16 protein-coding genes and 1 pseudogene are annotated in these 24,422 nt (G+C 70.5%); 8 read left to right on the top strand and 9 right to left on the bottom strand.

The annotated features are described in order from the left end of the window. Positions 1-108: 108 nt before the first annotated feature. Both AQJ64_RS33920 and AQJ64_RS33915 read left to right on the top strand, forming a co-directional pair. Positions 109-714 (top strand): carbonic anhydrase, encoded by a 606-nt coding sequence (locus AQJ64_RS33920; RefSeq protein ID WP_055639076.1) that lies wholly within the window; start codon positions 109-111, stop codon positions 712-714. Beyond that, entirely contained in the window at positions 711-2,567 is a 1,857-nt protein-coding gene (locus AQJ64_RS33915; RefSeq protein ID WP_059203256.1) for a SulP family inorganic anion transporter, read from the top strand. The genes AQJ64_RS33920 and AQJ64_RS33915 overlap by 4 nt, the downstream gene beginning before the upstream one ends. Positions 2,568-2,617: 50 nt before the next feature. Here AQJ64_RS33915 and AQJ64_RS52490 read toward each other — a convergent pair whose 3' ends face one another. From AQJ64_RS52490 to AQJ64_RS33885, 7 genes and pseudogenes are all read right to left on the bottom strand, one after another. Then, entirely contained in the window at positions 2,618-3,106 is a 489-nt protein-coding gene (locus tag AQJ64_RS52490) for an O-methyltransferase (RefSeq protein ID WP_425315621.1), read from the bottom strand. A gap of 256 nt (positions 3,107-3,362) precedes the next feature. Beyond that, complete coding sequence (locus AQJ64_RS33910) at positions 3,363-5,393, bottom strand: FtsX-like permease family protein (RefSeq protein ID WP_240513006.1); 2,031 nt, start codon at positions 5,391-5,393, stop codon at positions 3,363-3,365. Between the two features lie 260 nt (positions 5,394-5,653). Beyond that, positions 5,654-6,340: an ABC transporter ATP-binding protein gene (locus AQJ64_RS46820; protein WP_079062105.1), complete on the bottom strand. Its 687-nt coding sequence runs from the start codon at positions 6,338-6,340 to the stop codon at positions 5,654-5,656. Between the two features lie 63 nt (positions 6,341-6,403). Continuing rightward, positions 6,404-6,823 (bottom strand): hypothetical protein, encoded by a 420-nt coding sequence (locus AQJ64_RS33900; RefSeq protein ID WP_059203255.1) that lies wholly within the window; start codon positions 6,821-6,823, stop codon positions 6,404-6,406. Between the two features lie 133 nt (positions 6,824-6,956). After that, a pseudogene (locus tag AQJ64_RS33895) lies at positions 6,957-8,628 on the bottom strand (ABC transporter ATP-binding protein); the annotation flags it as partial. A 173-nt stretch (positions 8,629-8,801) separates the two neighbouring features. Next, positions 8,802-11,549, bottom strand: a complete 2,748-nt coding sequence (ppdK, locus tag AQJ64_RS33890) for a pyruvate, phosphate dikinase (RefSeq protein WP_055638589.1) — start codon at positions 11,547-11,549, stop codon at positions 8,802-8,804. 409 nt (positions 11,550-11,958) lie between these two features. Next, entirely contained in the window at positions 11,959-13,179 is a 1,221-nt protein-coding gene (locus tag AQJ64_RS33885) for an ROK family protein (protein WP_211286519.1), read from the bottom strand. A gap of 123 nt (positions 13,180-13,302) precedes the next feature. Between AQJ64_RS33885 and AQJ64_RS33880 the strand changes: the two genes are divergently transcribed. From AQJ64_RS33880 to AQJ64_RS33870, 3 genes are all read left to right on the top strand, one after another. Next, positions 13,303-14,757, top strand: a complete 1,455-nt coding sequence (locus AQJ64_RS33880) for an MGH1-like glycoside hydrolase domain-containing protein (protein ID WP_055638985.1) — start codon at positions 13,303-13,305, stop codon at positions 14,755-14,757. After that, the gene (locus AQJ64_RS33875) at positions 14,754-16,694 is read left to right on the top strand and encodes an amylo-alpha-1,6-glucosidase (protein WP_055638986.1); all 1,941 of its coding nucleotides are present in this window, start codon (positions 14,754-14,756) and stop codon (positions 16,692-16,694) included. Before AQJ64_RS33880 ends, AQJ64_RS33875 begins: the two co-directional genes overlap by 4 nt. A 1,083-nt stretch (positions 16,695-17,777) precedes the next feature. After that, positions 17,778-19,604 carry an LTA synthase family protein gene (locus tag AQJ64_RS33870; protein ID WP_425315620.1) on the top strand — a complete coding sequence of 609 codons (1,827 nt, stop codon included), beginning with the start codon at positions 17,778-17,780 and terminating at the stop codon, positions 19,602-19,604. 31 nt (positions 19,605-19,635) lie between these two features. Here the strand turns inward: AQJ64_RS33870 and dusB are convergent, their stop codons facing one another. Next, a complete protein-coding gene (gene dusB, locus AQJ64_RS33865) occupies positions 19,636-20,787 on the bottom strand; it encodes a tRNA dihydrouridine synthase DusB (RefSeq protein ID WP_055631385.1) in 1,152 nt (383 codons plus the stop codon). 65 nt (positions 20,788-20,852) lie between these two features. On the opposite strand from dusB, the gene AQJ64_RS33860 reads away from it, so the two are divergent. The 3 genes from AQJ64_RS33860 to AQJ64_RS33850 are packed head-to-tail and all read left to right on the top strand — an operon-like array spanning position 20,853 to position 23,472. Next, positions 20,853-22,307 carry an MFS transporter gene (locus tag AQJ64_RS33860; protein WP_055631386.1) on the top strand — a complete coding sequence of 485 codons (1,455 nt, stop codon included), beginning with the start codon at positions 20,853-20,855 and terminating at the stop codon, positions 22,305-22,307. A 47-nt stretch (positions 22,308-22,354) separates the two neighbouring features. After that, positions 22,355-22,966, top strand: coding sequence for an RNA polymerase sigma factor (locus tag AQJ64_RS33855; protein WP_276206598.1), 612 nt, complete (start codon positions 22,355-22,357; stop codon positions 22,964-22,966). Beyond that, entirely contained in the window at positions 22,963-23,472 is a 510-nt protein-coding gene (locus AQJ64_RS33850) for a hypothetical protein (RefSeq protein ID WP_055631388.1), read from the top strand. The genes AQJ64_RS33855 and AQJ64_RS33850 overlap by 4 nt, the downstream gene beginning before the upstream one ends. Here AQJ64_RS33850 and AQJ64_RS33845 read toward each other — a convergent pair. Next, the gene (locus AQJ64_RS33845; RefSeq protein WP_055631389.1) at positions 23,450-24,346 is read right to left on the bottom strand and encodes a helix-turn-helix transcriptional regulator; all 897 of its coding nucleotides are present in this window, start codon (positions 24,344-24,346) and stop codon (positions 23,450-23,452) included. The two genes, AQJ64_RS33850 and AQJ64_RS33845, sit on opposite strands and share 23 nt — an antisense overlap. Positions 24,347-24,422 lie beyond the last annotated feature (76 nt).

The following is a 24,422-nucleotide window of genomic DNA, read 5'->3' as shown; positions in this document are numbered from 1 at the left end:
ACCTTCGCCTGGCACAGGCCCCTCTACGGTGGTGGAGACCTGGTCGTACCCCCATGACGACCAGCTCCGAACTGGCTCTCACCTGGGACGGAAGCACCGGAGGGAATCATGAAGGCACTGCTGGACCGCGCCCGCTCGTTCCAACGGCGGGTCGACTTCGAAAGCGGCGAATACCGGCGGCTGGCCGAAGGTCAATACCCCGAGGCATTGTTCATCACCTGCTCCGACTCACGGGTAATTCCAGCCCTGATAACGGGCGCGCGACCCGGTGAGATATTCGAGCTGCGAAACGCGGGAAACATCGTTCCGCCGCACGGCGGGAAGGGCGCCTCGGGCGAGGCCGCCACCATCGAGTACGCGCTGGAGGTGCTCGGCGTTCAGGACATCGTGGTGTGCGGCCACTCCCACTGCGGTGCGATGGGCGCGATCAAGTCGGGCGACGACCTGTCCGCGCTGCCGGGTGTGGACGCCTGGCTGCAACTGGCCCGCCCCCGGCTGGCCCCCGCCCTGGACGGCGTCACGGAGGATCCGCGGCTGCCGGACGTGGCGAAGCTGAACGTCGTCAACCAGCTCGCCGCACTGCGGAGTTACCCGGCAGCGCGCCGACGGCTGGACCGTGGCCGGCTGCGGCTGCACGGCTGGTACTACGAGGTGGACACCGGCCGGGTGCACGAGCTGGACGAGGACGGTCTGTTCCGGGTGCACGCGGCATGAGCGGCGCGCACGCCACGAGGACGCGGGGGGCGAGGGACCGGGACACCCGGGCCCTCGCCCCGAGGGACCGTACGGCGGACACGGCGCGGGCGCCGTCGGCGGCGAAGGACCCGAAACCCGACCTGGCCAAGGGCCCGAAACCCGACCTGGCCACGGAGATCACCGCGTCCCTGGTCGTCTTCCTGGTCGCGCTCCCCCTCTGCATCGGGGTGGCCGTGGCCTCCGGGGTCCCCGCCGAGCTGGGCATCATCTCGGGTGTCATCGGCGGTCTGGTGGTGGGCGCGGCACGCGGCAGCACGCTCCAGGTGAGCGGACCGGCCGCCGGTCTCGCGGCACTGGTCGCGGAGACGGTGCTGGAGCACGGCGTGGCGATGCTGGGCGTGATCGTCCTCTTCTCCGGCCTCCTCCAGATCGTCCTGGGCCTGGTGAAACTGGGCCGCTTCTTCCAGGCGATCTCGCTGGCGGTGGTGCAGGGCATGCTGGCCGGCATCGGTCTGCCGCTGATGTTCAGCCAGGCCTACCCGGCGATGGACGCGAAGGCGCCCGGCACACCCATCGAGAACATGGCCGGGATCCCCGGGCTGCTGGCGGACACGTTCGCCGACCCGCAGGCGCTGATCGCGGCGGGCCTGGGCGTGGTCACCGTCGTCCTGAGCATCCTGTGGAAGAAGGCACCCGGCCCGGTCAAGAGGATTCCGGCGGCCCTGGTGGCCGTAGGCATCGGCATCGCGGTCGCCGCGATCCCCGGCGTCGGGATCAGGACACTCCAGGTCGGCAACCTGCTGGCCTCGGTGGACGTACCGGGCCCCGAGCAGTTCGCGGGGCTCGCGGACGCCGGGATCATCACGGCGATCCTCACCTTCACGGTGATCGCCTCCGCCGAGTCCCTGTTCACGGCCGCCGCGGTGGACCGTATGCACGACGGCCCGCGCACCCGCTACAACCCCGAGCTGATCGCCCAGGGCGCCGGCAACACCGTCGCGGGCCTCCTCGGCGCCCTCCCCGTCACAGCGGTGGTCGCCCGCAGCTCGGCGAACGTCCAGGCGGGCGCGAAGACCCGCCTCTCGCGCACCCTCCACGGCCTGTGGCTGCTGGCCTTCGCCCTCCTCCTCCCCCAGGTCCTGGCCCTGATCCCGATCTCGGTCCTGGCCGGCGTCCTCATCCACAGCGGCTGGAAGCTCTTCGCGCCCGAGGAGTTCCCGAAGATGTGGCGGCAGGACCGGGGCGAGTTCGCGGTCATGACGGTCACCACAGTGGTGATCGTGGCGACGGCCCTCCTCGAAGGCGTCCTGATCGGCCTGGCGGCGGGCATCGTCCTGGCGGCGATCCGTATGTCGCAGACAGTCATCCGCCAGCACCTGGAGGAGGACACGGCGAAGGTGGTCATGGCCGGCAACGCGACCTTTCTGCGCCTCCCCCAGGTCATCGAGGCCCTGGAGTCCGCCGCCCAGTCCGGCAGACCCCGTATCCGCCTCGACCTGACCGGCGTCACCCACCTCGACCACGCCTGCCGCAGCCAGGTGGAACAGTTCACCACCCAGCAGCGGGGCAAGGGCCTGCGCGTGGAACTCCTGCTGCCGGGCACGACGTCTCCCCCACCCCCGGCACCCGACCTCGCCCCACCGCCCCGACACCCGCACCCGGACCCCGATCGGCCGCTGCCACCCGAACAGGACTGGCGCCCACCCCCACCGGAAACCGCCCGCGCCACACCCCCCGACCCCGGCCGCCCGCCCACCACCCCCACCCCCGGCCCCACCGCCGAGTGGTTCTACCTGGACACCACCCCCATGCCGGACGACTTCGCCCAGCGCTACGCCGAGGAGTACGCCCCGGGCCACGCGGGAAGGTGACACCCTGGTCCGGCACCCCGACGGCGCCGGACCCACCACAGAAGCGCCCCTCAGCCCACCCGCCGCACCCCTTCACCCCCACCATCTGCAACGCGGTCGCCTCCAGCCGCTCGTCCCGAGCGATGCCGTCGAGCACGTCCGCACGCCCGCACCCACTCATCGGCGCTCCCGGCACCGACGACGGCCCCATCGCGCACGACATTGTCGATGATGATCACACTCCCGACCCGGGTGAGCGCGAGGGAGGCCTTCAGATACTCGGGATTGCCGGGTTTGTCAGCATCGATGAACACGAAGTCGTACGGCTGCTCCCCCCCTCCTCGACGAACCGCCACGCCGACTCCGCCGCGGGCCCCACGACGACATCGCCCCACGCTCCGACCCCGGCCCTCTCCAGATTGCCCCGGGCGATACCGGCGTTGCGCTCCTCGATCTCGAAAGAAGTCACCCGCCCCCGCCCCCCCCAAGGCCCGGGCCGGCCAGACGGTGCCGTGCCCGGCCAACACCCCGAACTCCAACACCCGCCGCGCCCCGACCATCCCAGACAACATCGCTGGCAACAGCCCCCGACTGGGACCCACTTCAGCCTGCGCCATCGAACTCCCCCGCCCCGCCTCCCGAGCCCCCACCAACACCGCGTCCTCGGTGCCGAGCGTCTCCACAAAGTACGCTTCCCGGTCGGTTGACTCCGCGACAGCGTAAACCGGCGACCCGCACGAGCCCTTGGACCCCACACGCAGGAAGGGGCGGCACTCCCCGGAGCGCCGCCCCTCCGCCTTCCGGCACCTTCCTCTGTCAGTCCCGTCGGATCAGCTCAGGGTCGATACGCCGGCCAATCAGCGGCAGGGACCCGAGGGCGGCAATCACCACGGCCCCGAGAGCACAAGCCAACAGCAATGGCACGCCTGCTGCGTCCCAGAAAATCGCGCCCCCACCAGAAACGAGATAGCTCGATTCGGCCGCTTTGCCAGCCAGCACGGCAAGCACAAGCCCGACCGTCAACGGCACCACAACCTGAACCACTTGGACAGCCCGCAAGGTTCGTGTCCGAGCGCCGAGCAGGGCGAGGGCCGTGACCTGCGGTCGACGCTCGACTGCCCGGTCAGCAGCGGCAACGACGTAAGCGGCCACACCGATGACCAGACCAAGGATCATCCCCATGGCAAGGATCGTCTTGACCACGGTGATCTGCTGGAGGGCGGTCACCACAACGCCAGGCGTGTCGACCTTGGCAGTCGGATCGACCCCGCCGATACCGTCCAGAACCGATCGGACGGAATCGGGAGCTGAACTGCCGGCCAGAATGAGAGTGGCTCCTTCAGGTCGGAACCCTTCAGGCAGGAAGGTCGGAGGAACAACCACATCGCCGCTACTCAGTGGCGAAATTCCCGCTTCATCACGGAAGCCAACCTGCTCCTTCGGTACCCGCACGGTTCTCACGAGCAGTTCGCCGGCCGCGTTTCTCAAGTGGAACGGAAAGTCTGCACCGGGTCTGCTGTCCTGGTTGTACGTCTCCCGAGGGTTCGTCACTCGGAAAGGCCGCCCTTCCGGGCAACGTCCGATATCGGGAACGATCCCGCGAAGCTGACTACATGTGGCAACCATCGCGTAGATCACGGGCGGAAATTCGACTTCGGAGTTCGACCAAGAGTGCGCGTACATCCCGTGCCCGCGGACACCTTCCACCGCCTCGAAGGCCTTCTGCCGCTCCTGAGTGATGCCGTCCAAAGGCAGCCCATACGACTGAACTGGCGAGGTGTTCTTGGAAACCTGATCCAGCTCGATCAGTACACCCTGCGCCAGCGACGCCGCGTAGACCAATAGCACCAGTCCCGTTGCAACCCGCAGGACTCCACCCGGCTCTACCTCGTTGCGCCTCATGGCGAGCCCGACGGGCAGCGAGCGGCTGGTGTGTGCCACACTCCGGGCCAGGCTCCGGGAAAGAATCGGGAGCGACAACACGAGGCCGATTCCCACCAGCACGACCGCAAGGGGCATCAAGATCGATGAAAGTGGCGTGTCCCGGGGCGCATGCCCTGTCGCACCCGCCACGCAGTACCCGGTGACGATGCCCAGCCCTGGGAGGAGCGGTAGAAGGCCCCACTTGACTGGCGGCTTCTCCACCCCAGTGCGCCTCACGGCCAGTGGGTTCGATGCAGCCTTTCTGGCCCCGAACGCACCCGCGAACCAAGCAAGTGCTGGGCAACCGATCAGGCAGACCAGGGTGGCGGAAACGGCCAACGACCCGTCGGACGGATACCACCGGAAACCTGGAAGGCCGATACGGGAGATGAGTTGGTTGGCCGATGCATAGCTCCCGAGGCCAACTAGTGCTCCAAGCAGGGCCGCGGCAACCGTCTCGGCCGCATTGACGCGCTGGACACCCTTTTTACTCAACCCGACGAGCCGCAGGGCGGCGAGTCGGCGGGCTCGCGAGGCAGCTGACAACCGTGCGCACACGGACAGATAGACAGCCAACGGAAGCAGCACAACGCCCGCAAGGGTGAATCGGACGATGTCCAGCGTCGAGGGCTCAACCGTTTCGTCGTCTGTGTAGGGCCTCCCGTATGACGTGACGGGACGCCCACCCTTGAGCTGGTCCCGCGCCACACCGATGTAGGCATACAGCTCGTCGGGGTGAGCCAACCCATGAGCACGGATGAGCCCCCGTTCCCGGCCCGGCACGAGCTGAGCGAGGCCCGGTTCCTTCTTCAGCGCCTCATGCAGTTTTGGCGACACAAACATCTCGCCAGGCGAAGGAAGTTGTTTCAATCCGGGCGGCGGATCGATGGGGGTGGTGCCCGGCGCGTGGAAAACGCGGGTCATGGGCCGGGAACCATACGGATCCGTCAGCTCAAGTTCAAGAGGGGCTCTCTCGGCTCCCACACATACTCGCTGAGCGTTGAGGAGGCAATCCGCCTCACGTGCAGCCTTGCGTCCATCCTGTGCCGCCAGGATCCCGGGAATCGCCAGCACCATGGCAAGGCAACACACCCCGACCGCACTCCCCCCTGCCATGAGGAAGAAGCGCACTCGGCTACCCCGTCCACCACCCCACAACAGCCGGAGGCCCAGCAGAAGTTCCTTCACGGCGACTCCCCTGGCACGGCCGAGAGGATACCGTCACGCATCGCGTACTGGCTGTCAGCACGGGCTGCTACTTGAGCATCGTGCGTGACAAGCACCACCGCCGTTCCTTGGGAGCGCGCCAGGGACAGAAATTCCTCAAGTACGGCAGTGGCGTTGACGCTGTCGAGCGATCCTGTTGGCTCATCGGCAAAAACCACCGCTGGCTGATGAACCAACGCCCTTGCGACCGCCACGCGTTGGTTTTGTCCTCCGGACACTTGGGAGGGGCGGCGCTGCCGCAGGTCGGCGAGACCCAGCCGACCCAGCACCTCCCCCGCGGCAGTCAGTGCCTCCGCTTTTCGCTGCCCAGCCAGGCGGAGCGGCAGGGCAGCGTTCTCTTCAACGGTCAGCTCAGGAAGCAGCTCGCCGTACTGGAAGACAAACCCAAAGCGTTCACGACGCAGCGCGCTGAGCTCGTCATCGTCAAGGACACCGAGGGCGCGCCCCTCGAAGCGGACTTCACCGCGCGCCACAGGAAGGACACCTGCAAGGCAGTAGAGCAAGGAGGACTTTCCAGATCCGCTCTGCCCGGTGATCGCCGCAACTTCGCCACGACGCAACGTGATTTGGGCGTTCCTGACGGCAGGCGTCTCACCGTAGAAAAGATCAACGCCCTGGGCGGACAAGACTTCTGACGTGTTGATGATGGCTCCCCTATGACGAGAAGGAGCCCAGATGCGGGCATCTGGGCTCTGGGCGCAGACTGCTTACTGATCAGCCAGGAACTTGGCGTTTCGGGAGCAATTGTCAGGATGCAGGCTTCCGCGATCACGACAAGCCCTGATCTCCGCCTTGGTGGCGTAGCGCTGGGCTCCGTCCCAGTTCGAATGGTGCAGGGAAACCGTCTTCCGCTGCTTGCCGTTGTAGCGCACCCAGGCATGCCCTTCGACGCGGACCTGCAGATAGACGTTGTGGCCGTCCTCTGTGTCAGCGTCCTTCAGCTTGCCCTTCCACTCGAAGGCCCCGTGATTCCGGCCTGCCGGATTGAAGCGGTGCTCGCCTTCGAGGAAGCGAACACCTCCGGACTTCAACACAGGGACGCCTGACCAGCCCACCGCCCCCCAGGCCGTTCCCGCCCCCGCCAAGAACGCCGTCGCCGCCATCACGCCGGCCAATACCTTCTTCATGCCTCACCCTCCTGCAGCCGAAAGTCCGACGACCTCCGGGAATCACAGAAGGTAATGGATCAATCACAAGGCGAAACCTTCAGTCACCAATCTCCACCAGATCAGGTGATCGACTTCCAGCCACCCTCGTAGCTCAGGCCACCGGCCCCGCCCAGTACTCGCTCCAGCCATACGCCCCACCCTCGACCTGCCCCGCATACGCGTACGCCTCCGGAGGGCCGCCGAGACCGGCCTCGGCCGTCATGTCCGGGTTCTGGGAGCCGTAAAGCCGTGTGTACACGCCGCCCAGGGCCAGGAGGTCGTGGTGACGGCCCGATTCCGTGATGTGGCCCTGGTCGATGACCAGGACGCGGTCGGCATCCGGGGTGAGGGTGAGGTCATGGGTGATCATGATGGTGGTGCGGCCGGTCATCAGGCGGCGGAGGGGTTCGATGATGCGGCGGATGGCGATGGCGTCGAGGCCGGTGGTGGGTTCGTCCAGGACCAGGACCGGGGCGTCGCGCAGGACGGCGCGGGCGATGGCGAGGCGTTGGAGCTGACCGCCGGAGAGCCGGGCCGTGTCCGGGTCGATCTTCGTGTCGTAGCCCTCGGGCAACGCGGTGATGAAGTCGTGGGCGTCGGCCGCCCTGGCCGCGTCGACGATCGCCCGTTCGCTGGCGCCCGGCCGGCCGCAGGCGATGTTCGCGCGGACCGTGTCGTGCAGGACCAGGGTCTCCTGCGGGAGGAGGGCGATGTATTCGCGGAGGCGATCCAGGGGGAAGTCGCGCAGGGGGACGCCGTCCAAGGCGATCGCACCCGAGCCGGGGTCGTAGAAGCGGAGGAGGAGTTTGGAGATCGTCGACTTGCCGGCGCCGCTCGGGCCGGTGATGACCACCAGCTCGCCGGGGTTCGCCGTGAAGGAGAGGTTCTCCAGGGCCGGGCGGTCCGTGCCGGGATAGCGGAAGGAGACGTCCGCCAGGGTGATCACGCCGTCGGGACGGCCGGTGGAGTGGTTCGCCGGTCCCTCGGGGTCGGCCACGGCGGGGCGGGTGTCGAGGATTTCCACGAGGCGTTCCGCGCCGGCCGTGGCCGCGGTGATCAGCAGGCCCAGCTGGGCGAGGCTGCGGATGGGCGGGTAGAGATAGCTGAGGAGGGCGGCGAACGCCAGGAGCCGGCCCAGTGTCATCTGGCCCTCCGAGATCTCCCGGACCCCGATGCCGATCACGGCCAGGACGCAGACCGTCTCGATGACCTGCACCAGCTGGCCGTACGCCTGGTTGAGGCGGGCCGAGCGGACCGCCTCCCGGAACCATGCCGTCGCCTCCTGGCTGAGCCGGCGTCGCTCGGCGTCCTGACGGCCGTACGCCTGGGTGAGGACGAGGTTGCCGAGGGACTCCTCCACCACTGAGGTGACCGCGCCGTCGGCCACCCGGCCCTCGCGGGCGACCGCCCCGACTCCCGCGGAGAACTTCTTGGCCGCCAGCCGGAACAGCGGGGCCAGCACGAAGGTCGCCGCCGCCAGGTCCCAGCGCAGCCAGAACGCGGCCGCCGCGTAGAAGACGGCGCTGAAGAGGGCGGAGGCCGTGCCGATCAGGCCGGAGACGGCCATCTGTTCGATGGCCTCGACGTCCCCTGTCAGCCGGGAGAGCAGATCGCCCTGGCGGTGGCGCTGGAAGAAGTGCGAGGGGGGGGAGCTTCTGCACATGGTCGAAGACGTGCTGGCGGAGCCGCATCACGAAGCGCTCCGAGACCCAGACCGCGAGGGAGCCTCCCGCGTAGCCGATGACCGCGCCCGCCACGGCGATGAGGAGCCGTGAAAACCTTGGGATTTCCTTGGCGTCGAATGGGAGATGCCAGCTGACCAGCGGTGTCGGCAACCCAAGAGGGCGGCACCCCCGCACAGGATGCCGCCCTCCTCTTGCGTGCCGGAGCCGCCGCCGATCGGTACTGAGGGTCGGGGACCGACGGCGGCTCCGGGGCTCACAGGCCCCTCAGGGGCTCAGCGGTGGTCGCTGCCCTCCGACTGCGTGGCCGCGCGCCCGGCCTCCAGGCGGGCCACCGGGATGCGGAAGGGGGAGCAGGAGACGTAGTCGAGCCCCACCTCGTGGAAGAAGTGCACCGACTCGGGGTCGCCGCCGTGCTCGCCGCAGACGCCGAGCTTGAGGTCGGGGCGGGTCTCGCGGCCCGCCTTCGCCGCCGCCTTGACCAGGGAGCCGACGCCGTCCTTGTCGATCGTCTCGAAGGGGCTGACTCCGAAGATGCCCTTTTCCAGGTACGCGGTGAAGAAGCTCGCCTCGACGTCGTCGCGGCTGAAGCCCCACACCGTCTGGGTGAGGTCGTTGGTGCCGAAGGAGAAGAACTCGGCGGCCTCGGCGATCTGGGCGGCCGTCAGCGCGGCGCGCGGCAGCTCGATCATCGTGCCGATCGACAGCTTCAGCGCCACACCCGTCGCCGCCTCGACCTCGGCGACGACCTGGTCGGCCTCCTCGCGGACGATCTCCAGCTCCTGGACGGTGCCGACGAGCGGGATCATGATCTCGGCGCGCGGGTCGCCCTTGGCGTTCTTGCGTTCGGCGGCCGCCTCGGCGATGGCGCGGACCTGCATGGTGAACAGGCCGGGGATGACCAGGCCGAGCCGTACGCCGCGCAGACCCAGCATCGGGTTCTGCTCGTGGAGGCGGTGGACGGCCTGGAGCAGGCGCAGTTCGTTCTCGTGCGGCTCCTGGCGGGACTCGGCGAGCGCCACGCGCACCGACAGCTCGGTGATGTCGGGCAGGAACTCGTGCAGCGGCGGGTCGAGGAGGCGGATGGTGACGGGCAGGCCGTCCATCGCCTCGAACAGCTCGACGAAGTCCTTCTTCTGGAGCGGCAGGAGCTGCTTGAGGGACTCCTCGCGCTCGGCCTCGGTGTCCGCGAGGATCAGGCGCTCGACCAGCTCGCGCCGGTCGCCGAGGAACATGTGCTCGGTGCGGCACAGGCCGATGCCCTGGGCGCCGAAGCGGCGGGCGCGCAGCGCGTCCTCGGCGTTGTCGGCGTTGGCGCGCACGCGCAGCCGGCGCTTGCGGTCGGCGAAGGCCATGATCCGGTGGACGGCCTCGACCAGTTCGTCGGCGTCGTCGGCGCCGGCGTGCATCCGGCCCTCGAAGTACTCCACGACCGGGGAGGGGACCACGGGGACCTCGCCCAGGTAGACCTTGCCGGAGGAGCCGTCGATGGAGATGACGTCGCCCTCCTCCACCACGTGGCCGCCGGGGACGGTCATACGGCGGCGCTTGGTGTCGACCTCGAGCTCCTCGGCGCCGCAGACACAGGTCTTGCCCATGCCGCGGGCGACGACGGCCGCGTGGGAGGTCTTGCCGCCGCGCGAGGTCAGGATGCCCTCGGCCGCGATCATGCCGTCGAGGTCGTCGGGGTTGGTCTCACGGCGGACCAGGATGACCTTCTCGCCCGAGCGGGACCACTTCACGGCGGTGTACGAGTCGAAGACCGCCTTGCCGACGGCCGCGCCCGGGGAGGCCGCGATGCCCCGGCCGACCTGCTGGGTCTTGGCCTCCTCGTCGAAGCGGGGGAACATCAGCTGGGCGAGCTGGGCGCCGTTGACGCGCTGGAGCGCCTCGGTCTCGTCGATCAGTCCCTGGTCGACGAGCTGGGTGGCGATGCGGAAGGCGGCGCCGGCGGTGCGCTTGCCGACCCGGGTCTGGAGCATCCACAGCTGGCCGCGCTCGATGGTGAACTCGATGTCGCAGAGGTCCTTGTAGTGGTTCTCCAGCGTCTCCATGATGCCGAGGAGCTGGTCGTAGGACTTCTTGTCGATCTGCTCCAGCTCGGCGAGCGGGACCGTGTTGCGGATGCCCGCGACGACGTCCTCGCCCTGGGCGTTCTGGAGGTAGTCGCCGTAGACGCCCTGGTGGCCGGAGGCGGGGTCGCGGGTGAAGGCGACACCGGTGCCGGAGTCGGGGCCGAGGTTGCCGAAGACCATGGAGCAGACGTTGACGGCGGTGCCGAGGTCGCCGGGGATGCGCTCCTGGCGGCGGTAGAGCTTGGCCCGGTCGCCGTTCCAGGAGTCGAAGACGGCCTTGATGGCGAGGTCCATCTGCTCGCGCGGGTCCTGCGGGAAGTCCCGGCCGGCCTCGGTCCTGACGATCTTCTTGAACTTGGTGACGAGCTTCTTCAGGTCCGCCGCTTCCAGCTCGGTGTCGACGGTGACCTTCTTGGCGGCCTTCGCCGCGTCGAGGGCCTCCTCGAAGAGCTCGCCGTCGACGCCGAGGACCGTCTTGCCGAACATCTGAATGAGGCGGCGGTAGGAGTCCCAGGCGAAGCGGTCGTCGCCGGCCTGCTGGGCGAGACCCTGGACCGACTTGTCGGAGAGGCCGATGTTCAGGACCGTGTCCATCATCCCTGGCATGGAGAACTTGGCGCCCGAGCGGACCGAGACGAGCAGCGGGTCGTCGGCCTGGCCGAGCTTCTTGCCCATCCGCTCCTCGAGGGCGACGAGGTGCGCACTCACCTCGTCACGCAGTGCCGCCGGCTCCTCGCCGCTCTCCAGGTAGACCTTGCAGGCCTCGGTGGTGATGGTGAAGCCGGGCGGGACGGGGAGGCCCAGGTTGGTCATCTCGGCGAGGTTGGCGCCCTTGCCACCCAGGAGGTCCTTGAGGTCCTTGTTGCCCTCGGTGAAGTCGTAGACGAACTTCACGCCCTCAACGCTCGCGGCCTGCTCGGTTACCGGGAGATCTTTGTTTTCCGACACGGGTCTCGACTCCTCGAGGACGCGGTGGCTGCCCTGACGGCGAGGAACATACCCAGATCAAAGGCGTCTGGGTACGTCCACTTGTGCGTCATGCGCCTGTAACCCGTCGTCATCCAGTGGATTGAAAGTCAAAGCTTGGCAAGCGCAAGGCGGCTCATGTTTTCACTTCTTGAACGCGAAAGCCTCCACAGGTGCGGCCAGACGCTCAGATGAGCAGGCGCTCCGCACGTCTGATTTCGATCGATGAACGATCAAGGGGTGGCACCCAGTGCCACCCCTTGGAGAAGTGCATTCGATCCATGATCCGCTCATCTGAGCATCACACCCCTCAAGGGTGGCGAGAATCACGCTGCCCCGGGAGCGGATTTCACCATGCGGACTCACTCCGGACTCACTCCACGAGCGTCCCTCACACCCCCAGGGCCAGCAACCGCTCCTCCACCCGCTCGGGTGCGTAGAGGTGCTCCACGACCAGCGCACCCGCTCCCACCAGCCCCGCCCGCTCCCCCAGCCGCGAGGTCACCACGTCCAGATGGGCGGTGGAGCGCGGCAGCGCCCGCTGGTAGAGCAGCTCGCGCACCCCGGTGAGGAAGGCCGTGCCCGCCAGGTCCCCGGCGATCATCAGCACCCCGGGGTTCAGCAGGGTCACGACCGTCGCCAGGACGTCCCCCACCTGCCGCCCCGCCTCCCGCGCCAGCGCCGCCGCCCCCGGATGCCCGGCCGCCAGCAGGTCCCGTACGTCCGAGCCGGAGGCCGCCGGCACCCCGGTCTCCGCCAGTCTGCGGGCCACGGCACCACCGCTGGCCACGGCGGCGAGACAGCCGTGGGAACCGCACCGGCACAGCGCCTCGGCGCCCACCCGGATGTGCCCGATGTCCCCCGCGCCCCCGTCGATCCCCCGGAAGACCGAGCCGTTCACCACGACCCCCGCGCCTATGCCCGTCGAGACCTTGACCAGGACGAACGCCGAGCAGTCGGGGTGGCCGGTGCGCTGTTCGCCGTACGCCATCAGGTTCGCGTCGTTGTCGACGAGGACGGGCACCGCCGGGGCGCCGGTGCGCTCGGTGAACGCCCTGGCGAGGCGGCCTCTTATGTCGTAGCCGTCCCAGCCGGGCATCATCGGCGGCTGCACCACCCGGCCCGTGTCGCTGTCCACCGGACCGGGCACGGCGAGGCCGATGCCGCAGACCTCCTGCGCCCGGTGGCCCGCCTTCTCCAGCAACTCGGCGAACCAGCCGCCCAGTTCACCGAGGACGGGGTCCGGGCCGTCCTCGACGGCCAGCGTGCCGGAGTGCTCCGCGAGTATCTCGCCGGTCAGGGACAGCACGGCCGCGCGGGCGTGCCGGGTGTCCAGGTCGGCGGCGAGCACCACCGCGTGGTCGTCGTCGAACTCCAGCGTGATCGAGGGGCGGCCGCCCAGCGGTGAGCCGACCGGCCCGCCGCCGCCCTCGCGCAGCCAGCCCGCCCGGAACAGCCGGTCCAGACGCTGTCCGACCGTCGCACGGGAGAGGCCCGTCGCCTGTTGCAGGGCGCCGCGTGTCGTCGCTCGCCCACTGCGCACCAGTTCGAGCAGTTCTCCGGCGCTGGCCTGACCACCCGCCCTGCCGGTCCGTCCCGGACGCCCAGTCATGCGCACCCCCTTGTGTTTCTCAAGCTTGCATTACATATTGAGTTTTGCGTGTTAAATAGACGTAACCCTACGGTAGCCCCCGCCGAACCAGGGGGCCTTGATGTCTCTTTCGGGGAGCCCCGAGTGGATCGCACCGCCCAGCTCATCGCCCGCCCGGCGGAGGACACCGCCGTATACGATCCGGCGGCCCCGCCGGGTCCGCCGCACCTCAGAGCGGTGCACGACGGCGCGGTGGAGGTACTGGAGAGCAACTGGACGGGCACCTCGACGGTGCCCTCGCGCCGGCTGTACCCGCACCAGTGGTCCTGGGACTCGGCGTTCGTCGCGATCGGCCTGAGGCATGTCTCGCCGCTGCGGGCGCAGACCGAGCTGGAGACCCTGCTGGCCGCCCAGTGGGGCGACGGGCGCGTCCCGCACATCGTCTTCAACCCCTCCGTGCCGCTCGACGCCTACTTCCCGAGCCCCGACTTCTGGCGCTCCTCGACCGCCGGGCGCGCTGCGGGCGCCCCGCGCACCGTACAGACCTCGGGCATCGTGCAGCCACCGGTGCACGCGCTCGCGGCCTGGCTGGTGCACCGCGCCGACCCGGGGCTGTCCCGGGCACGGGGCTTCCTGGCCCGGGTCTACCCACAGCTGGCCGCCTGGCACCGCTATCTGCTGCACCGGCGCGATCACGGCGGGGCCGGGCTCGTCTCCGTCGTCCACCCCTGGGAGCAGGGGATGGACAACGCGCCGAGCTGGGACGCCCCGCTCGCCCGGGTCGCCCCGGCCCCGGCCCGCTCCTTCCGGCGCGCCGACCTCGACCACGGGGCGGCCGAGGACCGGCCGACGGACCTCGACTACGGGCGGTACGTCCGGCTGGCGACGGACTACCGGGACTCCGGGTACGCCGACGCGAGGGGCGACTTCGCGGTGGAGGATCCTTCCTTCAACGCGCTGCTCATCGCCTCCGAGCACGCCCTCGCCCGGATCGCGCGGGAGCTGGGGGCGACGGCGACCGCCCGGCACGCGCGCGCCGAGCGGCTCACGGCGGCGCTCGTGGAGCGGCTGTGGGACCCGGCGGAGGGCATGTTCTTCTGCCGGGACGTGCACGGCTCCGGCGGCCCGGTCCGCGAGCACGCGGTCTCCGGGCTGGTCCACGGGGGCGGCCTGATCCGCGAGCGCGGGGTCTCCGGGCTGGTCCCGCTGCTCCTGCCGGACCTGCCGCGCGAGGTGGCGGCGGCCGTCGTCCGCACGCTCAGGGGCCCGCACTTCGGGTGCGGTACGACGACCCGTCTCGTCCCCAGCTACGACCTGCTCGGCGAGGCCTTCGACCCGCACCGCTACTGGCGCGGCCCGGCCTGGTTCAACACGGCCTGGCTCCTGGAGCGCGGACTGCGGCTGCACGGCCACCTCGCGGACGCGGACGCCCTGCGCCGGGCCGCCCTGGACACCGCGCTCACCTCGGACTTCGCCGAGTACGTCGATCCGTACACCGGCGAGGCGTGCGGCGCGACCGGCTTCAGCTGGACCGCCGCGCTCACGCTCGACCTGCTCCACCAGCACACCGCGACCGACAAGGGAGGGGACCAGGGATGACGGACCGGCATCATCTGCTCGTGTACGGCGGGACGTTCGCCGCCGTCGGCGAGCGCGGGGACATCAGCGGGGTACGGGGCGCCGGCTCCGCCCCGCAGGGGCTGTTCGTCCGGGACGCCCGGCACCTCAGCCGCTGGCAGCTGACGGTGGACGGCGCGGTACCGGAGGAACTCGCGCCGATCGCGGGCGGGGACACCACCCGCTGTGTGCTCGTCCCACGCGGCGGGCGGGACGAGCCGCCGTCCTGCACGCTCTTCCGTGAACAGGCTGTCGGGGACTGCTCGTTCGTGGAGTCGGTGCGGGTGGTCGGCAACCGACCGGTCCCGACCACGGTCCGGCTCGCGCTGACCGTGGACGCGGACTTCGCGGACCAGTTCGAGCTGCGCTCCGACCACCGTACGTACGCGAAGACGGGCGCCGTCCGCCGCCGCGAGGTCCTCGACGACGGCGTGGAGTTCGGCTACCGGCGCGGGGAGTGGCGGTCCTGCACGACGGTGACCGCCGAACCCGCCCCGGACGCCGTCGAGGAGACCGGCACCGGCGCCCGCCGGCTGGTGTGGACGCTGGAGCTTCAGGCGCACGGCAGCGCCGAGCTGATCCTGCGGGTGATGGCGCGGCCGCATGGCGAGAAACGTGCGCTGCGGGTTCCCCGCTCCCCCTCGGCGATGGCTGAAAAGCTTCTTGCGTATGAGGGCGAGTTCATGGAAGGTGTCGCTTTTCCCACGGAATGGCCCGAACTGGCGACCGCCTGTGTTCGAGGGCTCGCCGATCTCGCCACGCTCCAGGTCCAGGCGACCGGTCCGGACGGCGAGGAGCTGCGCGTGCCGGCCGCCGGAGCGCCCTGGTTCCTCGCCCTCCTCGGTCGCGACGCCCTCCTCACCTCCCTCTTCGCGCTCCCCTACCGTCCGCAGCTGGCCGCCGCCACGCTCCCGGCACTCGCCGCCGCCCAGGCCACCGAGTCCCACGCGCCGTCGGTGTCCCAGCCCGGCAAGATCGTCCACGAGGTGCGGCACGGCGAGCTGGCCCACTTCGGGCAGGTCCCGTACGGCCGCTACTACGGCTCGGTCGACGCGACCCCGCTCTTCCTCGTCGTCCTCGGCGCGTACGTCGAACACACCGGCGACACCGCGCTGGCCCGCCGACTGGAGCCGCACGCCCGCGCGGCGGTCGCCTGGATGCTCGACCACGGCGGACTGACCTCCCGCGGCTATCTGATCTACCGCGCCGACCAGGGCGGCCTCGCCAACCAGAACTGGAAGGACTCCCCCGGCTCCATCTGCTCCGCCGACGGCACCCGCGCCACCGGGGCGGTCATGGCGGCGGGGGCGCAGGGATACGCGTACGACGCGCTGCGCCGCACGGCGTGGGTGGCGCGCACGGTGTGGGACGACACCACGTACGCCGCCCTCCTCGAACAGGCGGCCGCCGATCTGCGGGACCGCTTCCAGCGGGACTTCTGGATGCCGGAGCGCTCCTTCCCGGCGCTCGCGCTGGACGGGACGGGCCGCCAGGTCGACGCGCTGGCCTCCGACGCCGGGCATCTGCTGTGGTCGGGGCTGCTGGACAAGGAGTACGGCGAGGTCGTCGGCCGGCGGTTGCTGGAACCCGACTTCTTCTCGGGCTGGGGCGTACGCACCCTCGCCGCGGGGCAGGCGGCGTACCACCCGCTCTCCTACCACCGCGGTTCGGTCTGGCCGCACGACAACGCGCTGATCACGCTCGGGCTCGCGCGGTACGGCCTGCACGACGAGGCCCGTACGGTCGCCCGCGCGCTGGTCGACGCGGCGACGGCGACCGGGCACCGGCTCCCCGAGGTGCTCGCCGGCTACGGCCGCGACACGCACTCCGAACCGGTTCCCTACCCGCACGCGTGCGTACGGGAGTCCCGCGCGGCGGCGGCCCCGTTGGCGCTGCTCACGGCGGTCGGCGGGGCGTAACGGCGACCGGGCGGGGTGCTTGGCGTGACGTTTGCACGGTGTTTGCCGACCGCTGGCCGAGGGGGCTGAACACGGGCCGGGGGCAGGCCGTACGAAACTGAGGCGGATCCGGCCTTCCCGCGCCGGGTCCGCCGAACACCGGGCTTCGTACGGAAGGACCCTCGGGTGCCTGTCTCCACTCGCTCAACCCAGCCAACGGCTTCGAAAGAACCCGAAGACACCACAGCGCCCTCCCGCACGCCCGAGGAACGCCCGGCCGCAGACGAATTGACGAACACTCAGGAACGGGCACGGGCTGGGGAGCCGACGGAGGTTGGGGAACCGGTTGAGACCGGGGAACCGGCAGGGGCTGAGGAACCGGCGGGGGCTGAGGAACCGGCGGGGGCTGAGGAACCGGCGGGCCCCGGACAGCAGGCCAAGGCCGGAAACCTGGCTGAGGCCGGGGAACCGGCGGGGGCCGAGGAACCGGCGGGCTCCGGAAAGTCGGTGGAGGCAGAGGCGGCAGCGGGCTCCGAAAAGCCGGCGAGGGCCGGGAACCCGGCTGAGGCCGAGGAACCGGCGGGGGCCGAGGCACTGGCAGGGGCCGAAGTACTGGCAGGGGCTGGGGAACTGGCTGACGCTGAGGTACCAACGGGCTCCGAAGAGCCGGCGAGGGCCGGGAACCCGGCCGAGGCCGAGAAACCGGCAGGGGCCGAGAAACCGGCAGGGGCCGAGGAACCGGCGAACCCCGGACAGCAGGCCAAGGCCGGGGAACCGGCCGAGGCCGGGGAACCGGTGGGGGCCGGGGAACCGGTGGGGGCCGGGGAACCGGTGGGGGCCGGGGAACCGGTGGGGGCCGGGGAACCGGTGGGGGCCGGGGAACCGGTGGGGGCCGGGGAACCGGTGGGGGCCGGGGAACCGGTGGGGGCTGAAGGGGCAGCGGGCGCCGAAGGGGCGGAGGGGCGTGAGCCGGTCGGTGCCGAGGAGACGGCGACGGCGGCGGCTGCGGAGCCGGTGGGCGCCGAAGAGGCCGGGGTCCCTGAGAAGAGCGCGGGCGACGGGGAAACGGCAGCCGGTGAGGAACCGGCGGAGTCGGCGCCTGGCGTGGGTTCCGTGAAGGAGGTCCCGGAGAGCCCCGCGGCCGCGGACACTCCGGTCCCCGAGACCGAGGGCGCTGTGGAGCGGTCCGCCGCGGATTCCCCTTCGGAGCAGCCCGGGCACGCCGATGACGAGTCCCCCGAGCACCCCTCTCTCAAGGCCCGCGTGGCGTACGTGCGTGCCTGGCGTGGGCGTCATCCCGGGGTCGCCCGGGGGGTGTGGTGGGCGGTGACCCTGTTGTCGCTCGTGCTGGTGATCGGGGCGCTGCTGCTGCCGAACCGGATGGCCGCGTTGCAGGTGAACCGGTTCGTCAGGCTGCCCGGTGAGGCGATCATCGGGGCTGCGGTGATGCTCGCGCTGCCGCGCCGGCCGCGGATCGCGCTGGCGGCGCTCGGCGGGGCGGTGCTCGGTGCGCTGACCGTGCTGAACCTGCTCGACATCGGTTTCATGGAGTACCTGGGCCGGGACTTCAACCTGGTCCTGGACTGGGGCCTGCTGAACGACGCGCAGTCGTATCTCGCGGACACCCTGGGCGGCACCACCGCCGTCGCGGCGGCGATCGGTGTCGTCCTGCTCGTCGTCCTCGTGATCACGGTGACGGCGCTGGCGACGGTCCGGCTGAGCAACATCCTGGTCCGCGACACCCGCATGGCCACCCGCGGCACCCTGATCGCGGGCACCGCCTGGATCACCTGCTCGGTGCTGGGCTTCCAGTACGCCGGTATCCCGGTCGCCTCCGACCGGGTGGCGAACCGGCTCCAGTCCGAGGCAAGGCAGGTGCGGGACACGATCCGGGACGAGGCCGCGTTCGGCAAGGAGACCCGCAGCGACACCTTCGGCAACACCCCCGCCGACCAGCTCGTGCCCGATCTGCGCGGCAAGGACATGATCTTCACGTTCATCGAGAGCTACGGCCGCAGCGCCATCGAGGACCCGATCATGGCACCCGGCGTCGACGCCACCCTCCAGGCCCGCACCGAGGCCCTCGCGAAGGCCGGCTTCCACGCGAAGAGCGGCTGGCTGACCTCGGCGACGTACGGCGGCAGCAGCTGGCTCGGCCACTCCACCACCCTGTCCGGGCTGTGGGTCGACAACCAGCAGCGCTACCGCACGGTGATGGCCAGCGACCACCTCTCCCTCACCAAGGTGTTCAAGAAGACGGGCGCCTGGGACACCGTCGGTGTCATGCCGGGCGTGCAGAAGGGCTGGCCGGAGGCGAAGTACTACGGCCTGGACAAGGTGTACAACGCCTTCCAGATGGGCTACCAGGGACCGAAGTTCAGCTGGTCGACCATGCCGGACCAGTACGCGCTGGAGGCGTTCCAGCAGCTGGAGCACTCCAAGGAGCGTGACAAGCCGCTGATGTCGGAGATCATCCTGACCTCCAGCCACCAGCCCTGGGCGCCGATCCCGAAGATGGTCGGCTGGGACGAGCTGGGCGACGGCTCGATCTTCGACGGCATCGAGGCGGCCGGCAACAAGGCGTCCGACGTCATCGCCGACTCCACCAAGTCCAAGGAGGAGTACGGCAAGTCGATCCAGTACTCGGTGACCGCGCTCACCGAGTGGCTGGAGCGCTACGGCAGCGACGACACGGTCCTGGTCTTCCTCGGCGACCACCAGCCGATCTCCCGGGTCAGCGGCCAGAACGCCAGCCGGGACGTGCCGATCTCGATCGTGGCCAAGGACCCGAAGGTCCTCGACAAGATCGCGAGCTGGAACTGGACCGACGGTCTGCGGCCCGCCCACAACGCCCCGGTGTGGAAGATGAGTTCCTTCCGCGACCGCTTCCTGACGGCCTACGGCTCCACCAAGCACCCCAAGAAGGGCTGACCGCCCCGAGAACGGCTGACGGCCGGGGAGTTCAGCCGCCGGAGGTGTCCAGCTCCGCGTCCTCGCTCACGCCCGCGCAGTCGTACGGGTCCTTCAGCCAGCCGTCCGGCAGCACCACCCGGTTGTTGCCGGACGTCCGGCCGCGGGGCCCGTCGGCGCCGGCGGGCCAGGGCTGGTCGAGGTCCAACTCGTCCAGCCCGGACCGGAGTTCCTCCAGGGAGGAGGTGATGGCGAGGCGCTTGCGCATCTCGCTGCCCACCGCGAAACCCTTGAGGTACCAGGCGACGTGCTTGCGGAAGTCGATGACACCGCGCGACTCGTCGCCGATCCACTCGCCGAGCAGCGTGGCGTGCCGCACCATGACGTCGGCGACCTCGCGCAGGGACGGGCGGGCAAAGGCCGTACGTCCTTCGAAGGCGGCCACCAGGTCCGCGAACAGCCACGGCCGTCCCAGGCACCCGCGTCCGACGACCACTCCGTCGCAGCCGGTCTCGCGGACCATCCGCAGCGCGTCCTCGGCGGACCAGATGTCGCCGTTGCCGAGCACCGGGATCTCCGGGACGTGCTCCTTCAGGCGGGCGATGGCGTCCCAGTCGGCGGTGCCGCCGTAGTGCTGGGCGGCGGTGCGGCCGTGCAGCGCGATGGCGGTGACGCCCTCCTCCACGGCGATCCGGCCGGCGTCGAGGTAGGTGATGTGGTCGTCGTCGATGCCCTTGCGCATCTTCATCGTCACCGGGAGGTCCCCGGCGCCCGACACCGCCTCGCGCAGGATCGCGCGGAGCAGGTGGCGCTTGTACGGGAGGGCCGAGCCGCCGCCCTTCCTGGTGACCTTCGGGACCGGGCAGCCGAAGTTCAGGTCGATGTGGTCGGCGAGGTCCTCCTCCGCGATCATGCGGACGGCCTTGCCGACGGTCGCCGGGTCGACGCCGTACAGCTGGATCGAGCGCGGCTTCTCGGTCGCGTCGAAGTGGATCAGCTGCATGGTCTTCTCGTTGCGCTCGACCAGCGCCCGGGTGGTGATCATCTCGCTCACGAACAGGCCCTTGCCGCCGCTGAACTCCCGGCACAGGGTGCGGAAGGGCGCGTTGGTGATGCCGGCCATGGGGGCCAGGACTACGGGCGGCTGGACGGTGTGCGGGCCGATCCGCAGGGTCGTGTTCGGCGTGGACGCGGTCGTGGACATTTCCCCATTCTCACGTACGGCACGCCCTGCGAGCCATATTCATTAGTTAGGCGTACTATTCACGCATGCCCGAGCTCAGCCCCCGCCGCCGTCGGCTCGTCCTCGCGATCTGCTGCATGAGCCTGCTGATCGTGAGCCTCGACACCACCGCCCTGAACGTCGCCCTGCCCGCGATGGAGCGCGATCTGCACGCCTCCACCGCCGGACTCCAGTGGACCATCGACGCCTACACCGTCGTCCTGGCCGCGCTGCTGATGCTCGCGGGCTCCACGGCCGACCGGATCGGCCGCCGCAAGGTCTTCATGGCGGGCCTGGTGGTGTTCTCGCTCGGCTCGCTGCTGTGCTCCCTCGCGCCCAGCCTGGACCTGCTGATCGCGGCCCGGATGGTGCAGGCGGTCGGCGGCTCGATGCTGAACCCGGTCGCCATGTCGATCATCACCAACACCTTCACCGACCCCCGGGAGCGGGCCCGGGCGATCGGTGTGTGGGGCGCGGTCGTGGGCATCTCGATGGCGGCCGGCCCCCTGCTGGGCGGGGCGCTGGTGGATTCGGTGGGCTGGCGCGCGATCTTCTGGGTCAATCTCCCGGTCGGCCTCGCGGCCCTGCTGCTCACGCTGCGGTTCGTCCCCGAGTCCCGCGCGCCCAGGGCCCGCCGCCCCGATCCCGTCGGCCAGCTGCTGGTCATCGCGCTCTTCGGCTCCCTGACGTACGCGATCATCGAGGCGCCCGGCGCGGGCCTGGCGACCAGCGGCCCCTTCGCGGCGCTGGCCCTCGCCGCGCTCACCGGACTCCTGCTCTACGAGCCGCGCCGCGCCGAACCCCTCATCGACCTGCGTTTCTTCCGCTCGGCGCCGTTCAGCGGGGCGACGGTGGTGGCGATCAGCGCGTTCGCCGCACTGGGCGGGTTCCTCTTCCTGTCCACGCTCTACCTCCAGAACGTCCGCGGGCTGGACGCGCTGGAGGCGGGCCTGTGGATGCTGCCGATGGCCGTGCCGATGTTCCTGTGCGCGCCGCTGTCCGGCCGGCTGGTGGGCAGCCGCGGCCCCCGGCTGCCGCTGGTGATCGCGGGCCTCGCGATGACGGCCAGCGCCCTGCTGTTCGCCGTCCTCGACGCGGAGACCTCGGACATCACGCTGTTCCTCGGCTACACCCTCTTCGGCATCGGCTTCGGCTTCGTGAACGCGCCGATCACCAACACGGCGGTCTCCGGGATGCCCCGCAGCCAGGCCGGGGTCGCGGCGGCGGTCGCCTCCACCAGCCGGCAGCTGGGCCAGACCCTCGGCGTCGCGGTGGTCGGCGCGGTGCTGGCGGCGGGCGTGAGCGTGACGTCGTACCGCGAGACCTTCGTCGCCGCCGCCGTCCCCGGCTGGTGGATCCTCACCGCCTGCGGCCTCCTCGTCCTCGCCCTCGGCACCCTGACCACCGGCCCGTGGGCCCGCCGCACGGCGGAGCGGACGGCCCGCCGGCTGGAGGAGGAGACGAAGGACGTCCGGGGTACGGCGGCGGGCGTGAACGCCTGACCGCACGAGCGCCGTAACGCTTCCCGGGGCCCGTACCAAGTACGGGTGTGGCCGAGGAGAGGGAGGCGTCCGTGGAGGGCGGGGAGCGGACAGGGCTCTTAGCGGGGTTCGAGGAGTTCTACCGGCGGCATGTGGACGCGGTGATGCGGTACGTGGCGCGGCGGGTTGACGATCCGCACACGGCGGCCGATCTGACCGCCGAGATCTTCCTCGCCGTGCTCGACTCGGCCCATACCTACCGGCCGGGCCTCGGCAGCGAGACGGCCTGGCTGTACGGCATCGCGCGCAACGTCGTCTCCTCGGAGCGGCGCCGTGTCGCGCGGGAGGCGGAGCGGGACCGGCGGTTCTCGGGGCGCCGGCTGCTGGAGGCGGACGACATCGTCCGGCTGGAGGACAAGCTCGACGCGGAGAGCCCGGGCCGCCGGCTGCTGGCCGCGCTGGCCCGGCTGCCCGAGGGGGAACGGGCGGTGATCGAGCTGGTCGCGGTGGACCAGCTGACGGTCACGGAGGCGGCCGCCGCGCTCGGCATCCGCCAGGTCACGGCCCGGGTCCGGCTGCACCGGGCCCGCAAGGCGCTGCGGGCGGAGGCGGAGACGGGGACGGAGGCGTCGGTGGGGGCGGAGATGTCGGTGCTGCACGTGGTCAGAGGAGAGGCATGAGCGCGCGGGAGAGCTTCGAGGACCGGCTGCTGGCGGAGCTGAAGCGGGAGATCGAGCTGCGGGGGGAGACGTCCGCGGGTCCCGTACGGCAGCGGCCGGTCACCCCGCGCCGACTGGTCGTCGCCCTCGCGGTGTGCGCCGTGGTGGCGCTCGCCCCCGTGCTGATTCCCGGGGCGCCGGGCGGGTCGAAGGCGTACGCGGTGGAGCGCCACGGGGACGGGAGTGTCACGCTCACCCTCAAGAAGCGCCTCATCGACCACACAGGCCGGCGCGAGCTCGCGGAGGCTCTGGGCCAGGACGACATCAAGGTGCTGGAGTGGGGCACGAAGGTCGCCGTGGAGCTGTGCGCCGTCAATCGCGAGAAGCCGGTCGAGGCGCGGAAGGAGGCCGTGGAGACGGCACTCGTCGCGGTGGACGAGTCCGGCCGTCGCACGACCGTCAGCAGCTGGCGGGTGCCGGTCGTGCTGCACCCGGGCGACAAGGTCAGCCTGTGCCCGTCTCCGTAGCCAGCAGATGCAGCTTCTCCAGCCTCCCCCGGGTCTCCTCGTCCACCGGTGTGTACGTCACCAGCCGGGCCCCGTGGTCCGGGCTGAGCCACAGGTCGGTGTGGTGGAGGGTGAGGAGGCCGACGTAGGGGTTGCGGAACTGCTTGATCTTGGTGCGGTTGACGACGACCTCGTAGCGCTCCCAGTTCTCGCGGAACTCCGGGGACTCCGTCTGGAGCCGCTTGACCAGCATCTTCCAGGCCGGCTCGGACAGGTGCCCGGCCATGGAGGCGCGCAGCTTGGCCGCCATCAGCCGCATGGTCTCCTCGAGGTGGACGATCGCGGACCGCCAGTCGGGGTGGGTGTGGACGAGGAGCATGCAGTTGCGGTCCTCGGGCGGGATCGCGTCGAGGTCGCAGAACAGGCGGGCGTACGTGCGGTTGTAGGCGAGGATGTCGTAGCGGCTGTTCTGGACGCAGGCGGGCAGCGGGCCGAGCTGGTCCAGGGTCATGCGTACCGCCTCGGTGACGCCCTCGCAGTTCGCGGCGGGTGTCGGGTCGGTGGCGCCGGCCAGCTGGAAGAGGTGGGCGCGTTCGCCGCCGTCGAGCATGAGGGTACGGGCGAGGGCGTCCAGGACCTGCACGGAGACATGGATGTCCCGGGCCTGCTCGAGCCAGGTGTACCAGGTGACGCCGACCGCCGAGAGATGGGCGACCTCCTCGCGGCGCAGCCCCGGCGTACGGCGGCGGGCGCCGCGGGGGAGGCCGACCTGCTCCGGGGGGATCCGCTCACGGCGGCTGCGCAGGAAGGCGGCGAGTTCGTGCCGCCGTATCTCCGAGCCGGAGCCGCTGTGCGTCGGCGGGGTGACCGCCGTCTCCTGGGCCATCGTCGTCATGCCTCCAGCCTGCCGGGGCCCGGACCCTGTTTCCAGGTAGTGCTTCTACCAGGATAAGAACACTCTGGTACCCGTC

It is taken from the genome of Streptomyces griseoruber, assembly GCF_001514205.1.
GTDB lineage: Bacteria > Actinomycetota > Actinomycetes > Streptomycetales > Streptomycetaceae > Streptomyces > Streptomyces griseoruber.
The sequence above is the reverse complement of the archived record's forward strand: the minus strand, read 5'-3'. Positions and strand labels throughout refer to the sequence as shown.

Coding starts and splice junctions, on each gene's coding strand:
- dusB (WP_055631385.1), bottom strand. CDS start 20,787: ATGTCCACGACCGCGTCCACGCCGAACACGACCCTGCGGATCGGCCCG.
- AQJ64_RS33850 (WP_055631388.1), top strand. CDS start 22,963: ATGAGCGCGCGGGAGAGCTTCGAGGACCGGCTGCTGGCGGAGCTGAAG.
- AQJ64_RS33920 (WP_055639076.1), top strand. CDS start 109: ATGAAGGCACTGCTGGACCGCGCCCGCTCGTTCCAACGGCGGGTCGAC.
- AQJ64_RS33900 (WP_059203255.1), bottom strand. CDS start 6,823: ATGAAGAAGGTATTGGCCGGCGTGATGGCGGCGACGGCGTTCTTGGCG.
- AQJ64_RS52490 (WP_425315621.1), bottom strand. CDS start 3,106: ATGGTCGGGGCGCGGCGGGTGTTGGAGTTCGGGGTGTTGGCCGGGCAC.
- AQJ64_RS33860 (WP_055631386.1), top strand. CDS start 20,853: ATGCCCGAGCTCAGCCCCCGCCGCCGTCGGCTCGTCCTCGCGATCTGC.
- AQJ64_RS33845 (WP_055631389.1), bottom strand. CDS start 24,346: ATGACGACGATGGCCCAGGAGACGGCGGTCACCCCGCCGACGCACAGC.
- AQJ64_RS33910 (WP_240513006.1), bottom strand. CDS start 5,393: ATGACCCGCGTTTTCCACGCGCCGGGCACCACCCCCATCGATCCGCCG.
- AQJ64_RS33885 (WP_211286519.1), bottom strand. CDS start 13,179: ATGACTGGGCGTCCGGGACGGACCGGCAGGGCGGGTGGTCAGGCCAGC.
- AQJ64_RS33875 (WP_055638986.1), top strand. CDS start 14,754: ATGACGGACCGGCATCATCTGCTCGTGTACGGCGGGACGTTCGCCGCC.
- AQJ64_RS33915 (WP_059203256.1), top strand. CDS start 711: ATGAGCGGCGCGCACGCCACGAGGACGCGGGGGGCGAGGGACCGGGAC.